Genomic DNA, 15,042 nt, shown 5'->3' on the forward strand with positions numbered 1-15,042 from the left:
ATAGGTAACAAATACATGTCAAATTATTTTCCAACGAGTACACGTTAATAATAGAACAAATGGTACATATTTAGTGTAGAAAAAGCCTTATAGAGTGTCAACGTTTTTCGATTGAGAAAGAAACATTCCTTTACGTAAAATTATGGATAAACACTTGTTACAATGGCCAAAGCTAGATTTTTTATATGTAAAAGATTATAATAAATTAGTTAAAGATAACAAATAAATGGATGGGGGGACGTAGTGTGATTGCAGTAACAGATCAATTCATACAAAAACAACTTAAAGAAGTGATTGAATGTGTAAACATAGACGGCAAAACAAAACTCGTCAGCTTAGTGAAAAAAGTGAAGCCTATTGATCCCCTTATATTTTATAGAAATGGTACGAAAGAGTTTTCTCATCAACGTTTTTTCTGGCAAGATCCAGATCGAACGTTTTCACTAGTAGGATTAGGATACACTCATATCATAAGCACAGAACGTCATCAAGATCGTTTTCACTATATCGAAAAAGAATGGAAGCGCTTTATAGATAGAGATGTTATTTGCATGGGTGATATTCCAAGTGGAACAGGTCCATTGTTATTTGGCGGTTTTTCTTTTGATCCTAAGCAAGACAAAGACACAAGATGGAATGAATTTTCAAGTGGGAAATTTGTTGTCCCTGCTTATTTATATACAGTAAAGGGTGGCGAAGCTTTCTTCACGGCGAACCTTCTTATCCATCCGACAGATGAAACACAAAAATATAACCATTTCTTTGAAGAGAAGGAGAAACAACTATTTCAACTCAATGGGACTCCTCGTGTGCAAGAAGAGCTTTCACATATCATCAGTAAGCACGAAGTGGAACCAGATTTGTTTAAGCAATCAGTTCAAGAAGCTACAAATCGTATAAAAAGAGAACAAATTGAAAAAGTCGTACTAGCTCGCCAGCTTGATCTTTTCTTTAATGAACCATTGAAAAAAGATGTAATTCTAGAACGTTTAACAAAAGAACAACCAACCAGCTATGTCTATACATTTGATAGCAAAGGTTACTCCTTTATAGGAGCTTCACCCGAGCGGTTAATTAAAAGAAGCGAAAATAATGTATTCTCTACTTGCTTAGCAGGTTCGATTCGTCGCGGCTATACGTTAAGAGAAGATGAAGAACTTGGTCAACAATTACTGGCAGATGAAAAAAATTTAATCGAGCATGATGTAGTTGTTCATATGATCAAAGAAGCTATGATTGAGAACTGCACAGATATCCAATTACCTAAAGGCCCTTCTTTATATAAAACCAAACATATTCAGCACTTATATACACCAGTAAAAGGTGTAATTCGAGATGGAGTCACTCTCTTTTCATTTTTAGAAAAGCTACATCCAACTCCTGCTTTAGGTGGTTTTCCACAGAAAAAAGCTTTAGAAGTCATCAGAGAATTAGAGAATTTTGAGCGTGGGTGGTATGCCGCTCCAATCGGATGGATGGATATGAAAGGGAACGGTGAATTCATTGTGGGAATTCGCTCAGGTCTTCTTTCCGAACAAGAAGCTACACTATTTGCAGGGTGTGGAATTGTTGCTGATTCTGATCCTGAAAGTGAGTACGAAGAAACAAAAATTAAGTTTAACCCAATGTTATCAGCTTTAGGAGGAGTGGATCATGTCACACATTAACACCTTAACTTCATATGTTGCGTCTTTTATCGATGAGCTTTCAAATGCAAATGTACACGATGTAGTTGTAAGCCCTGGCTCTCGGTCGACTCCATTAGCCCTTTTAATGGCTGAACATCCAGACATTCGTGTTCATCTAAATATTGATGAACGCTCGGCTGGTTTTTTTGCGTTAGGCATTGCAAAAGCAAAGAAAGTACCAGTTGCGTTATTATGCACATCAGGAACGGCAGCAGCTAATTACTATCCAGCCGTTGTGGAAGCTCATTATTCAAGAGTGCCACTTTTAGTCATTACGGCTGATCGTCCTCATGAATTGCGAAACATTGGAGCACCACAAGCCATTGATCAACTACATTTATTTGGAAAATATGCCAAGTGGTTTGCAGAAGTAGCGTTGCCGGAAGAAACACCTAACATGATACGTTATATTAGAACGATAGCAGGACGAGCTGTTAACACATCTTTAACAACTCCAGCAGGGCCCGTACATATCAATTTTCCTCTGCGCGAGCCTCTTGTCCCTAATCTATCTTTAGAAGAGCTATGGGAAAAGGAAAAGAGGGAAGGATCTTCTTATGCTCAAGGAACAATGGGTCGTTCGACATTAACGAAACAGCAATACGAGCAATTAGCCAATGTACTACAGCGTTATGAGAAAGGGTTAATTATATGTGGCGACCATGTACAAGAAGATTTAGCTACTTCCGTTTGTGCATTAGCTGAAAAACTACAGTTCCCAATCATTGCTGATCCATTATCTCAAGTGAGAAGTGGTGCGCACGATAAGCGCTATGTCGTGTCCGCTTACGATACGTTTTTAAAAAATAAACACTTACTTGAATCGCTAAGACCAGATGTCGTTATACGATTTGGTGCAATGCCTGTATCAAAGCCGTTAACGGTTCTTTTAAAAGAGCATCCACCCGTTGAGATGTATGTGATTGATGAAGGAAATGGTTGGAGAGATCCTACCTTATTAGCAACTAACATGATTCATTGTGAGGACAAAGTATTTTGTGACGCCATTGTAGAGTGTATGGAGTCAGAGTCACTTAAAAGTAGCCAATGGATGGATATGTGGCAACATTTAAATCAGTTAGCCACTCAGTTGCTTCAAGATTTAACGAATGGTTATCCTACCTTATTTGAAGGAAGAATCGTAAGTGAATTAGTAGAGGAGCTTCCAGAACACTCAACCTTATTTGTTGGAAACTCAATGCCGATTCGAGATGTGGATACATTTTTTATCAATAATGATAAGTCAATTCGCGTGTTGGCAAATCGAGGAGCAAATGGAATTGACGGAGTTGTTTCCACAGCTTTAGGCGTTAGTATGGTTCACGAGCATACGGTCTTATTCATCGGTGATTTATCATTTTATCATGATTTGAACGGACTTTTAGCAGCAAAAATGTTGAAGCTGAATTTGACGGTTGTGTTAGTAAATAATGATGGAGGTGGAATCTTCTCTTTCTTGCCTCAATCAAAAGAAGAGAAGCATTTTGAATCTTTATTTGGAACACCAACGGGCATTAATTATGAGCATGTTGTTCATATGTACGGAGGGACATTTCTACAGGCAGAAACATGGGAAGATTTTCAGATGCATCTTCGCGATTCAATTCGTGCAGAAGGTCTACATGTTATTGAGGTTAAAACAAATCGACAAGAAAATGTGCAGCTGCATCGAAAATTGTGGAATGATGTTTCCCAGGAAATGAATAGAATGGTGAAAAAACCATGAAATTATCAGTAAATGATATTTCGTATCATGTCGATGTTCAAGGCGAAGGAGAACCATTGCTTCTTTTACATGGTTTTACTGGTTCAAGTGAAACATGGAAATCATGTTATGATGAATGGGAAGGCTATCGACTGATTAGCCTTGATATTATCGGCCATGGACAGACAGATAGCCCAGAAGATGTCGCTTTTTATAAAATGGAGGCGATGTGTGAAGCAATTGCTTCTATTCTTCAAGAATTAAACGTGTCCAAAGCTCATGTACTCGGTTATTCAATGGGTGGTAGGCTTGCATTATCTTTTGCAACACGTTATCCTCACTATGTTCAATCTCTGATTCTTGAAAGTGCATCACCTGGACTTCTGACCGAGGAGGAAAGAGAGAGTCGTAGAAAAAGCGATAACGACTTAGCTCAGCAAATTGAGTCTTGTGGAATTGAATCGTTTGTGAATAAATGGGAGAACATACCACTGTTTGCATCGCAAAAGAAGCTTCCAGCAGAGATTCAACGTACGATTCGTCAAGAACGATTGCGAAATACAGAAAGAGGGCTCGCAAATAGCTTGCGGGGCATGGGAACTGGCGAACAAAAGCCCTTATGGGACACGTTAGCGTCCTTGCATCTCCCGGTTTTGTTAATAGCAGGCGCAGACGATCAGAAGTTTTGTGACATTGCAAATCAAATGGAGAAATGGCTACCTAAATCGACAAAAAAAATAATTTTGAGTGCAGGTCATGCAATCCATGTGGAACAACCGCAGATTTTTGGTAAAATAGTAAATGGGTTTATATCTACATAAAATGCTAGGAGGAAGAAAAATGTCAGTTGAATGGACATCTGAACGTCAATACGAAGATATTTTATATGAAACATATAATGGTATCGCAAAAATTACCATTAACCGTCCAGAGGTACACAATGCATTCCGTCCAAAAACCGTAATGGAATTAATCGATGCGTTTGCTTATGCACGTGATGATTCGAATGTTGGGGTAATCGTTCTTGCAGGTGCTGGAGACAAAGCATTTTGTTCAGGAGGAGACCAAAAGGTTCGTGGACATGGTGGATATGTTGGAGAAGATGAAATCCCACGTTTAAACGTACTAGATTTACAACGTTTAATTCGTGTAATTCCAAAGCCTGTTGTTGCAATGGTATCTGGTTATGCGATTGGTGGAGGGCACGTTCTTCACATTGTGTGTGATTTAACGATTGCAGCAGACAATGCGATCTTTGGTCAAACAGGGCCTAAGGTTGGTAGCTTTGATGCAGGATATGGTTCTGGATATTTAGCGCGTATTGTCGGCCATAAGAAAGCGCGTGAAATCTGGTTCTTATGTCGTCAATACAATGCGCAAGAAGCGCTTGATATGGGGCTTGTTAATACAGTTGTTCCTCTTGAGCAACTAGAAGCAGAAACAATTCAGTGGTGTGAAGAAATGTTAGAAAAGAGTCCGACCGCTTTACGCTTCTTAAAAGCAGCGTTTAATGCAGATTCAGATGGACTAGCTGGTTTACAACAATTGGCTGGAGATGCTACACTTCTTTATTACACAACAGAGGAAGCGAAAGAAGGAAGAGACGCGTTTAAAGAAAAGCGTACACCTGACTTCAAGCAGTTCCCTCGTTTTCCATAAGAAGCAAAACAGCTTGGTGAGTGATCATCAAGCTGTTTTTGTACCATTCTTTTTATGAAAGGAGTGAAAGACGGTGCAAGATGTGACAACCATTCCAAATTGGTTAGCAAAAAGAGCATTTATGACCCCGGATCGAGTAGCAATTGAAACGGGTGATGAAGTTGTAACATTTAAAGAGCTACATGAACATGCATTACATGTTGCACAACAAATCTCTTATTATGGCATAACGCAAGGGGATACAGTTGCTGTTCTTATGTCTAACAGCCTGTCGATGGTTTATGTTATACATAGCCTTAAATATATTGGTGCTAAAACGGTTCTTTTAAATACCCGCTTAAAGGCACATGAAGTTGCATATCAGTTAAAGGACTCACAGACAAACTTACTTATTTGTGATGATGATTTGCAGAGGGTTGGAAAAGAGAGTGTGTCAGAGAAGACGTTATCCATGGTAACAGCCTCTGAATTGTTTAAAAGCCAAAGAAAAGAAATCGATGTGATAGAGGAATTTTCTTTGGCTGATGCAGATACAATCATGTACACATCAGGAACGACCGGGCAGCCAAAAGGTGTCATTCAAACATACGGAAACCATTGGTGGAGCGCAATGGGATCGGCACTTAATTTAGGGATTCACGAAAAAGATTGTTGGCTCATAGCCGTGCCGTTATTTCATATTAGTGGATTATCTATTTTAATGCGCAGTATCTTTTATGGAATGAAAGTGATGTTACATCATCAGTTCAATCCAAAGGAAGTAAATGAAGCCATTAAAGAAAAAGAGGTAACCATCGTTTCGGTAGTGACAACGATGCTCACTAAGATGCTTGATGAATTAGCGGAGCAGCAGTATCCAACCACATTTCGTTGTATGCTAGTTGGTGGAGGACCAGCTCCTTTATCGGTTCTTAAGCAGTGTGTCGTGAAGCAAATTCCTGTTTATCAAACGTATGGTATGACGGAAACGGCCTCACAAGTCGTCACATTAGCTCCTGAGTATAGTCTATCTAAATTAGGTTCAGCAGGAAAAGCATTGTTTCCTTGTGACATTCGAATTATAAATGAACAAGGAGACGTTCTACAAGCCAATCAGTCAGGCGAGATTATTGTAAAAGGTCCGAATGTGACAGCTGGCTATTTAAACAACGAACAAAAGACGAGGGCCACCATTAAAGATGGTTGGCTTCATACAGGTGATATTGGTTATCTAGATGAACAAGGCTTTTTATATGTGTTAGATCGACGATCCGATTTAATCATTTCGGGTGGAGAAAATATCTATCCAGCTGAAATTGAAAATGTCCTTCGTTCTCATCCTTCTGTTGCAGATGCAGGAGTAACGGGTGTTTCAGATGACAAATGGGGACAAGTCCCGTATGGATTTGTTACACTACAATCAAATGTAAGCAAGGAAGAGATGATGTCTTACTGTGAGTCACGTTTAGCTAAGTACAAAGTACCGAAGAAGCTATTTATTGTAAAAGAACTTCCAAGAAACGCTTCAAATAAATTATTACGTCGAAATTTGCTGTCGTTAGTGAGTGAGAAGAGTGAAAATTAAAGAGGTCAAACTGCATTTTATTGAAATGGAATTAATCAATGCGTTTTCAACAAGTTACGGTACCGTTAAAAATCGAGAGTTGATTCTCGTTGAAGTAAAAGATGAAGCGGGATTAGTTGGATGGGGAGAAGTCGTAGCATTTTCTACACCATGGTATACAGAAGAAACCATTCAAACTTGTTTTCATATGCTTGAAGATTTTTTAATTCCGGCATTATTAGGTGAAGAGATAAAGCATCCTAATGATGTAGCAGTAGTGTTTAGCGGTGTGAAGAGGAACAACATGGCAAAAGCAGCTTTGGAGTGTGCTGTTTGGGATTTGTATGCCAAACAAAAACGAGTAACACTCAGCACTTTATTAGGTGGTACACGTAAAACAGTGGAAGCGGGTGTGGTTGTAGGAATCAGTGACCTATCTAGTATGATTAACAGCATTGAGCAGCATGTGAAGGAAGGATATAAGCGATTTAAGATTAAAATTAAACCAGGAATTGACTATGAATTAATTAAAGGTATTCGAAAGCATTTTCCTACTTTACCATTAATGGCAGATGCTAATTCTGCGTATACGTTACAGGATATAGATGGACTAAAAAGATTAGATGAATATAACTTAATGATGATTGAACAACCTCTAGGATCTGATGATATTGTTGACCATGCCTACCTTCAAAGGGAATTAAAAACACCTATTTGCTTAGATGAGAGCATCGTTTCATACGAAGACGCTCGAAAAGCAATTGAATTAGGAAGCTGCCGAGTGATTAATGTAAAAATTAGCAGAGTTGGTGGACTATCGGAAGCGAAAAGAATTCATGACTTATGTGAACAAAAAGGTGTACAGCTATGGGTTGGAGGTATGTTAGAGTCGGGGATTTCAAGAGCTCATAACATTGCGCTCGCTTCATTACCTCACTTTACAATTCCAGGAGATATTTCAGCTTCTGCTCGTTATTGGAATCAGGATGTGATTATTCCTGAAGTGATGGTTGATAAGGGAGATATTATGGTCCCTACACGTTCGGGAATAGGATACGAGGTAAACGAAACATACATTCAACAAATTGAAAAGCAAGTCAAACAGTATACGTTATAAATTCTTTGAAAGTAAATAGAAGAAAGAGTGTCTCAAAAGGTTCTTCTTGTGAAACGCTTTTCTAAGGTCAGGATTGTCATAAAAACCCAGTAATACTGGGGTAGGTGACAATCCTGATTTCGTTAAACAGATAAATAATCTGTCTTTAAACTTGTAGGATTGCTCCTTTTTTCCATTGTATGTACTAAAACGATGTTAGACTTTTATCACCGCTTTATTTTGAGTAAATAGACGGAGTCGAAAAATCTTTTTAAAAAATGGTTGATACTATTCTTACTTGTCCTATATAATGTGTATAGAACACAATATCTTGTTTGTTTTATTGAATTTAATACTATATTTTGTGTTATCCACTAAAAAAGGTGTCGTGCATCGACTTAATAGGGAATCTGGTTGAAATCCAGAACTGTCCCCGCAACTGTGAGTGCTGATGAAATAAGGGAATCCACTGTGATCATCATGGGAAGGCCTTAAAGTAAAATGAAGCATAAGTCAGGAGACCTGCCTTTTTTATTTCGTTTTATCTTCTTCGGGAGGTGAGAGGGTAGAACGGGGATTCAAAAAGAGTGTTTCTCTCTTTTTATCTTCGTTCTATTCGCTCACCGTGCATCGGTGGGCGTTTTTATTTTAGAGAAAAGGGAGGAACTAGAATGGTAAATGTAATCCAACCAACAACACTTCAACGTGTCGAAACATATATTGAAAAAGTAAAGCAGGTGTTTCCACAGCTTGACTTTACACAGTATGAAGAAAAAGTGGTACAAACAATATCAGCAAAAGAAAACATGAGTGAAGAGAAAATAACCAATGCGCTTATTTTAGCAGCATTAGACTATATCTCAATGGAAGAACCAGCATGGACATTTGTGGCGGCTAACGTATACCTAGATGAATTGTATCGTCAAGCTTCTATGAACCGAGGGTATAATGTTACTCAAAAGTATGGGTCCTTTTATGAGCTAATTCAGTACTTAACTAGTATTGGCATCTATAGTGAGGAACTAACGAAAGCCTATTCAAAAGAAGAAATAGATGAACTTCAAAATGTAATTGATTCATCGTGTGATCAGCTTTTTACATACATAGGGTTATTAACACTTGCTGATCGTTATTTAGCCAAGTCTCATGATAAAAAGGTGTATGAGCTTCCTCAAGAGCGCTTCTTAGTTATTGCTATGACATTAATGATGAAAGAGGATAAGACAAAGCGTATCAATCTCATAAAAGAAGCATATTGGGCAATGTCTAACTTATATATGACGGTTGCTACTCCAACTTTAGCGAATGCAGGAAAATCATATGGTCAATTATCTTCTTGTTTTATTGATACAGTAGAAGACAGTTTAGAAGGAATTTACCATTCAAACACAGATAGCGCAAAATTATCAAAGTTTGGTGGTGGAATTGGCGTTTATGTCGGAAAGATTCGTTCATTAGGCTCTGATATTCGAGGATTTAAAGGAAATTCTAGTGGAATTGTTCCATGGATTAAACAAATTAATAATACAGCAGTTTCGGTCGATCAGTTAGGACAACGACAAGGCGCCATCGCCGTTTATTATAACGTGTTTGGAAAAGACATTATGAGCTTTCTTGACTTGCGTTTAAACAATGGTGATGAAAGACTTAGAGCCCATGATATTTTCACAGGCGTATGTATCCCAGACAATTTTATGAGAGCAGTAGAAAATCGAGAACCTTATTATCTATTTGACCCTCATCCGATTAAAAAGAACTTAGGCTTTGAATTAGATGACTTCTTTGATGCAAAAGAATTACAAGAGGGAGAAGCACCAAATGCTGTTGATCATGCGTTTACGTATCACTATAACAAGTGTGTGGAAGCAGCTAAGGATGGTCTATTAGAAGATGGATATGATGTTGTTCCTGCTATTGATATTATGAAAAGAATCATGATTTCACAACTAGAGACAGGCACTCCGTATATGTTCTACCGAGATACGGTTAACCGTGGAAATGCTAATAGTCATAAAGGGATGATTTATTGTAGCAATTTATGTACGGAAATTGCACAGAACATGAGTGCAACGACAGTAACGGAAGAGTATGTAACAGAAGACGGAAAAGTTGTAACGGTTCGAGAGTCTGGCGATTATGTAGTATGTAACTTATCGTCTATTAATTTAGCGAGAACAGTGAGTGGCAATGTACTACCTCGTCTCATTTCCATTCAAGTACGCATGCTTGATAATGTTATTGAGCTTAACACAATTCCTGTGTTACAAGCGCAAGTAACCAATCAAAAGTACCGTGGAATTGGATTGGGAACATTTGGTTTTCATCATCTTTTAGCATTAAAAGGAATTACATGGGAGTCAGAAGAAGCTGTTCAATATGTAGATGATTTATATGAAGAAATTGCTTACCATACTATTCAAGCATCAATGGAGTTAGCGAAAGAAAAAGGTGCGTATCCTGTATTTAAAGGATCAGCGTGGGAAACCGGCCACTATTTTACAAATAGAGGATATGATAGCGAGGAGTGGGATGAACTACGTCACCAAGTAAAAACAAATGGTATTCGAAATGGTTATTTAATGGCTGTAGCGCCAAATTCATCAACTTCCATTATTGCAGGTTCTACTGCTAGTATTGATCCGATTTTCCGTAAATTCTACTCGGAGGAAAAGAAGAATTATAAAATACCAGTTACCGCACCTGATTTAAATGAAAAAACAAACTGGTATTACAAGTCTGTGTATTTCATTGATCAAAAGTGGAGCATTAAGCAAAACTCAAAACGTCAACGTCATATTGATCAATCCGTTTCCTTTAACTTATATATTCGAAATGACATTCGTGCAAAAGATTTACTCGACTTGCATGTGATGGCTTGGAAAGAGAAGCTAAAAACAACCTATTATGTACGTTCAACATCAAACGACGTTCTTGAAGAATGTGAAAGTTGTCATAGTTAAAGGAGGAGACGAATCAATGTCAACGTTATTACGAAAGCGAGTATTAATGGATGAACAAGCACCGAACCGATCAACGGGAATTATTAACGGAGAGAGCTCTAACATTTTAAACTGGGATGATGTGCGTTTCTCATGGGCTTATCCAAAGTATAAGAGAATGCTAGCAAACTTTTGGACGCCTTTTGAAATTAACATGAGTCAAGATATTAAACAGTTTCCACAACTATCAAAAAATGAGCAGGAAAGCTTTCTGAAAATCATTGGTTTACTAGCATTATTAGATAGTATTCAATCAGATTATGCGAGTAAAGTAGCAGATTATGTAACGGACTCTTCAGTAAATGCTCTAATGATCATTTTAGCTCAACAAGAAGTGGTGCATAATCATTCCTACTCGTACGTATTATCTAGTCTTGTATCAAAGTCAAAACAAGATGAAGTGTTTGAATACTGGCGCACAGATGAAAAGCTTCGAAAGCGAAACGATTTTGTAACGAATGGATACAAGCAATTTGTTGAGAATTCAACAATTGATAATTTCTTAAAGTCTATTGTGTTTGACGTGATTTTAGAGGGGCTCTTCTTCTATAGCGGATTTGCCTTCTTCTATAATCTAGCGCGTAATCAAAAAATGGTCGCCACTTCAACCATGATTAATTATATAAATCGAGATGAGCAGCTTCATGTAGGGCTTTTTGAAAAGATTTTTAAAGAAGTACTACGTGAAAACCCTGAATATGAGACGGAAGAACTGAAGCAATTCGTTATTCAAACGTTTCAGGAAGCTGCAACATTAGAAATCGAATGGGCAGAGTCTATTATTGGTGAGAAATTTGATGGCATAACGATGAAAGAAGTTGAACAGTATATACAATATATGGCGAATAAGCGATGCAATCAACTAGGATTTGGACGAGATGCATTTCCTGATGCACCTATTCAAAATCCTTTACGATGGATTATCGCATATCAAGAGGTGGATTTAGGTAAAACCGACTTCTTTGAACAAAAATCTAGACAGTATACAAAAGCATCGGATTTAAACGGATTTGATGAACTTTAGGAAGGACTTGTTATGGAACAAAAAATTCCAATGCAGCAATCAAAAGTCGTTCAAACGAGGCTTGTTTTACCACCAGATACCAATCATATGGGTTCAATTTTTGGCGGTAAAGTGCTAGCCTACATTGATGAAGTAGCGGCTATTTCGGCGATGAAGCATTGTAGGTCAATTGTTGTAACAGCATCAATTGACTCTGTTAACTTTCTTTCACCTGTAACGGTTGGAGATGTTCTTATTTCGGAAGCCTTTGTTACATCTACGGGCCGAACCTCAATGGAAGTATACGTGCGTGTGAAGCGTGAGAGTTGGAAGAATGGAGAACAAACATTAACAACTACTAGTTTTTTAACGATGGTTGCCGTTGATGATCAAGGCTATCCAATACAAGTGCCAACTGTTTATCCTGAAACAAATGAAGAAAAGCAACTTTATCAGTCGGCCATGGAAAGGCGTCAAAAGAGAAGAACGTAAGAAAAAGGTTTGTCTTAGATGGGAAGTTTTTCATCTTTAGACAACCCTTTTTTTATTTAATTGAGAATTTCTATCAATTAAATGTTGACAAAGAGAATCATTATCAATTAAGTTATAGATAGAGAGTTAAACAAGACGTTTAAGATAATCAGCAATTGAATAGATATATACATAAATTAAAAATAAGGAGGAGTAATCATGTCTTCAATTATGGTAGTTGGTGGAGATCGGTTAAAACATATAACAGATCGATTAGAAGGAGAAGGATTTAAGCAAATCATTCATTTAGATGGCCGAAAGAGCAACATGGTAAAAAGGGACATACCAGATCATATTAATTTTATTTTGGTGATTACCGATTTTATCAATCATAACATGGCAAAAGTCATTAAAGAGAAAGCAAAGAAACAGCAGAAACCCATTTATTTTGTAAAACATTCATGGAGTGCAATTCGTAAAGTCATTGAGCAAGCGTAGCTCTTTCTTTTTTATTATCTATTGATAATAATTATCATTATCATGATTTGTGGTGATTAACATGGATTTTTTAAACGTTCACATTAAAACCATTTCAAGTGAACACCTAGAAGAATTTATTCGATGTCCGTATAAGTTTTACCAAAGGCAATTGCTAATGAACAAAGGCAAGAACATCGATTGGCGCAAGATGGTTCAAGTAACGACACACCGTATTGTTAAAAGCTATTATGAAACACCTGCTAGTCAACGTTCAGCTTTTTATATTTTAAGATTAATTGAGCAATATTGGCGTTTTATTCATGTCGATTTATTTGAATCAAAAGTCCAATATTATGAAGTGTTAGCAAAGGTTAGTGATCATTTACTGCAATTTTTATCAAACGATAGCGAACAAGAGATGCCACTTTTTCTGTTTAATCAATATTGTGTACATGTAGAGGAATTAGAAAGTAATATTTCCTTAACGATCGATGTTGCACAGTGGACTGAGAATTCCTATGTTGTGAAAAAGTTTGTTACGGATGATCACCCACAAATTCAACAAATGATGAAAGACTTTATTGTGGTGTTTTCTAGGCATGCTTTTCAGAAAGTGCCAGAAGTCATCATATTTCATTCTATTCTAACGGGTCATACATCAAGTTTTACCGTACAAGAGCAAGATTATGATGAAGCGCTTCAACGCTTAAGTTTAATAAAAAGTACGCTAAAGGAACCTAAGTATTTTCAAAAAACAGCATTAGTTACAGAGTGTGATAGCTGTCCTTTAAAAACAGAGTGCTTAAATGACAACAAAGATAGACTGACAATGTTTATGTAAGAGATAAAGGAGAGAGTAAGATGTCTAATGTATTATTAATTTATGCAAGTATGTCTGGAAACACAGAGGCGATTGCGGACATTTTAGAAGAAGAACTGATCAAGGAAAACATTAATGTCACTCGAAAAGAAGTGTTTGAAGTAGATGTTAATGACTTAAACAAGTTTAATTACATTCTTTTAGGAGCTTACACATGGGGAGATGGAGAGTTACCTGACGAATTTTTAGACTTTTATGACGACATGGAATCCATTAGTTTAGAAGGCAAAAAAGTAGGTGTATTTGGCTCAGGGGATACTGCTTACGATATCTTTTGTGGTGCAGTTGATTTAATTGAAGCAAGAGTAAGAGAGTTAAGTGGCGAATTAATGACTGAAGGATTAAAAGTAGAGCTTGCTCCCTTTGGAGAAGATGTTGAAAAGTGCAGAAGTTTTGCTGCGAGTATAATCAATGCTATGAAGGTACATTTATAAAAGCAGGACACCTATTTAAATAGGTGTCCTGTCTTTGTTAATACGGTTTCTTTTTGACATACTCTTTGTTTTGCTTCATGAACAAACGCCAGAAATAATAAAACCCAGGGAATAAAATAGCAAATCCAACGATGTAGGAAATAAATAGAGCACGAAAAGCATTAGGGTGCGTAAATCCAGTCTCAATCGTAACTTCAGGATAGACAATATAAGGCAAGTGTCCTCGTCCATATGCATAGCTAGCAAAGAAATATTGAAGTAAGACGGCTACTACAGCTAATCTTGGCATTCCTTTTTGTCCTTTATATGGAATAATCAATGCAACACCTGCTACAACAAACATTGCAACCGAAGCGAATAAAGCCCAGTTAAAATCCATCATATTTGAAAATAGCCAATTGGCTTCGTTACGCATCGTCACCATAATAAGAGCAGCCATAATTAAAGAAAGAGGGCCGGTGATTAGTGCATCTCGACGGTAAATGTCATAGGCTCTTAGTTCATCTGAGGACTTTGAATAATCGGCTAAAAGTAAAGAAGATAAAAAAAGCGATGAACTGACTGCGAACCCAATGAATGCGTAAACATTCGGGCTTGTGAACACTTTTATTAAATTAAGCTTTTGGTTACCATCAATTGTATCAATAAAGCCTCCTTGACTAATCGGTAACACGCAAATTAAAAAGGCAGGAATTAATACCCCTGAAATGCCAGAAATATAGGTTAAAGCTTTTTGGTGTCGATAGCCTTTTGTGTAGTTTGCAAATACGAGAAAGCCACTTCGTAACGCTAGCAATAAAAGAATAATGCTCCCAGGTATAAGAAGAACGGTTCCTAACGTAAAGGTTGCACCAGGAAAAAAGCTAAATAAAGCAACTACGATAGCTACAATAAATACATTTGTCACTTCCCATGTGGGAGATAGATAGGTATTTGCAATATTAGTAGCATTTGTTTTGTCTCTGTTAATGTATACCATTGACCAAAATCCGGCGCCAAAATCCATTGTACCCATCAATGCATAAATGAAAATAAATCCCCAAACAACTGTAATTGCAATAACTGAATCTGTCATAGTATCACG

The 15,042-nt window shown here is 37.3% G+C and carries 13 protein-coding genes and 1 riboswitch; of the genes, 12 read left to right on the forward strand and 1 reads right to left on the reverse strand.

Annotation, left to right across the window (positions count from 1 at the left end; all coding sequences use genetic code 11):
- Window positions 1-245: 245 nt before the first annotated feature.
- From JOC83_RS18200 to JOC83_RS18255, 12 genes are all read left to right on the forward strand, one after another.
- Complete coding sequence (locus JOC83_RS18200; protein ID WP_205188807.1) at window positions 246-1,667, forward strand: isochorismate synthase; 1,422 nt, start codon at window positions 246-248, stop codon at window positions 1,665-1,667.
- Entirely contained in the window at window positions 1,654-3,414 is a 1,761-nt protein-coding gene (gene menD / locus JOC83_RS18205) for a 2-succinyl-5-enolpyruvyl-6-hydroxy-3-cyclohexene-1-carboxylic-acid synthase (RefSeq protein ID WP_205188808.1), read from the forward strand. The genes JOC83_RS18200 and menD overlap by 14 nt, the downstream gene beginning before the upstream one ends.
- Window positions 3,411-4,214: a 2-succinyl-6-hydroxy-2,4-cyclohexadiene-1-carboxylate synthase gene (gene menH / locus JOC83_RS18210; protein WP_205188809.1), complete on the forward strand. Its 804-nt coding sequence runs from the start codon at window positions 3,411-3,413 to the stop codon at window positions 4,212-4,214. The genes menD and menH overlap by 4 nt, the downstream gene beginning before the upstream one ends.
- A 19-nt stretch (window positions 4,215-4,233) precedes the next feature.
- Window positions 4,234-5,052: a 1,4-dihydroxy-2-naphthoyl-CoA synthase gene (menB, locus tag JOC83_RS18215; RefSeq protein WP_205188810.1), complete on the forward strand. Its 819-nt coding sequence runs from the start codon at window positions 4,234-4,236 to the stop codon at window positions 5,050-5,052.
- 82 nt (window positions 5,053-5,134) lie between these two features.
- Window positions 5,135-6,616 carry an o-succinylbenzoate--CoA ligase gene (locus JOC83_RS18220; RefSeq protein ID WP_205188878.1) on the forward strand — a complete coding sequence of 494 codons (1,482 nt, stop codon included), beginning with the start codon at window positions 5,135-5,137 and terminating at the stop codon, window positions 6,614-6,616.
- Window positions 6,606-7,712, forward strand: a complete 1,107-nt coding sequence (menC, locus tag JOC83_RS18225; RefSeq protein ID WP_205188811.1) for an o-succinylbenzoate synthase — start codon at window positions 6,606-6,608, stop codon at window positions 7,710-7,712. Before JOC83_RS18220 ends, menC begins: the two co-directional genes overlap by 11 nt.
- A 343-nt stretch (window positions 7,713-8,055) precedes the next feature.
- Window positions 8,056-8,235: riboswitch (cobalamin riboswitch) on the forward strand.
- Between the two features lie 127 nt (window positions 8,236-8,362).
- Window positions 8,363-10,651, forward strand: a complete 2,289-nt coding sequence (locus JOC83_RS18230; RefSeq protein ID WP_205188812.1) for a ribonucleoside-diphosphate reductase subunit alpha — start codon at window positions 8,363-8,365, stop codon at window positions 10,649-10,651.
- Between the two features lie 16 nt (window positions 10,652-10,667).
- Window positions 10,668-11,714, forward strand: a complete 1,047-nt coding sequence (locus JOC83_RS18235; RefSeq protein ID WP_205188813.1) for a ribonucleotide-diphosphate reductase subunit beta — start codon at window positions 10,668-10,670, stop codon at window positions 11,712-11,714.
- Window positions 11,715-11,726: 12 nt separating this feature from the next.
- Window positions 11,727-12,185 (forward strand): acyl-CoA thioesterase, encoded by a 459-nt coding sequence (locus JOC83_RS18240; protein ID WP_205188814.1) that lies wholly within the window; start codon window positions 11,727-11,729, stop codon window positions 12,183-12,185.
- A gap of 198 nt (window positions 12,186-12,383) precedes the next feature.
- Window positions 12,384-12,662, forward strand: coding sequence for a DUF2325 domain-containing protein (locus JOC83_RS18245; RefSeq protein ID WP_205188815.1), 279 nt, complete (start codon window positions 12,384-12,386; stop codon window positions 12,660-12,662).
- Window positions 12,663-12,723: 61 nt separating this feature from the next.
- Window positions 12,724-13,485, forward strand: a complete 762-nt coding sequence (locus tag JOC83_RS18250) for a hypothetical protein (RefSeq protein WP_205188816.1) — start codon at window positions 12,724-12,726, stop codon at window positions 13,483-13,485.
- A 20-nt stretch (window positions 13,486-13,505) separates the two neighbouring features.
- A complete protein-coding gene (locus JOC83_RS18255; RefSeq protein WP_205188817.1) occupies window positions 13,506-13,958 on the forward strand; it encodes a flavodoxin in 453 nt (150 codons plus the stop codon).
- A 37-nt stretch (window positions 13,959-13,995) separates the two neighbouring features.
- Here JOC83_RS18255 and JOC83_RS18260 read toward each other — a convergent pair whose 3' ends face one another.
- Window positions 13,996-15,033, reverse strand: coding sequence for a cytochrome d ubiquinol oxidase subunit II (locus JOC83_RS18260; RefSeq protein ID WP_205188818.1), 1,038 nt, complete (start codon window positions 15,031-15,033; stop codon window positions 13,996-13,998).
- Window positions 15,034-15,042 lie beyond the last annotated feature (9 nt).

This window comes from Priestia iocasae (assembly GCF_016909075.1).
Lineage (GTDB): Bacteria > Bacillota > Bacilli > Bacillales > Bacillaceae_H > Priestia > Priestia iocasae.

Excerpts from the sequence above, each read along its gene's own strand:
- JOC83_RS18230 (WP_205188812.1), top strand. The coding sequence starts at position 8,363 with ATGGTAAATGTAATCCAACCAACAACACTTCAACGTGTCGAAACATAT.
- JOC83_RS18245 (WP_205188815.1), top strand. The coding sequence starts at position 12,384 with ATGTCTTCAATTATGGTAGTTGGTGGAGATCGGTTAAAACATATAACA.
- menD (WP_205188808.1), top strand. The coding sequence starts at position 1,654 with ATGTCACACATTAACACCTTAACTTCATATGTTGCGTCTTTTATCGAT.
- JOC83_RS18240 (WP_205188814.1), top strand. The coding sequence starts at position 11,727 with ATGGAACAAAAAATTCCAATGCAGCAATCAAAAGTCGTTCAAACGAGG.
- menH (WP_205188809.1), top strand. The coding sequence starts at position 3,411 with ATGAAATTATCAGTAAATGATATTTCGTATCATGTCGATGTTCAAGGC.
- JOC83_RS18260 (WP_205188818.1), bottom strand. The coding sequence starts at position 15,033 with ATGACAGATTCAGTTATTGCAATTACAGTTGTTTGGGGATTTATTTTC.
- JOC83_RS18250 (WP_205188816.1), top strand. The coding sequence starts at position 12,724 with ATGGATTTTTTAAACGTTCACATTAAAACCATTTCAAGTGAACACCTA.
- JOC83_RS18235 (WP_205188813.1), top strand. The coding sequence starts at position 10,668 with ATGTCAACGTTATTACGAAAGCGAGTATTAATGGATGAACAAGCACCG.
- menB (WP_205188810.1), top strand. The coding sequence starts at position 4,234 with ATGTCAGTTGAATGGACATCTGAACGTCAATACGAAGATATTTTATAT.
- JOC83_RS18255 (WP_205188817.1), top strand. The coding sequence starts at position 13,506 with ATGTCTAATGTATTATTAATTTATGCAAGTATGTCTGGAAACACAGAG.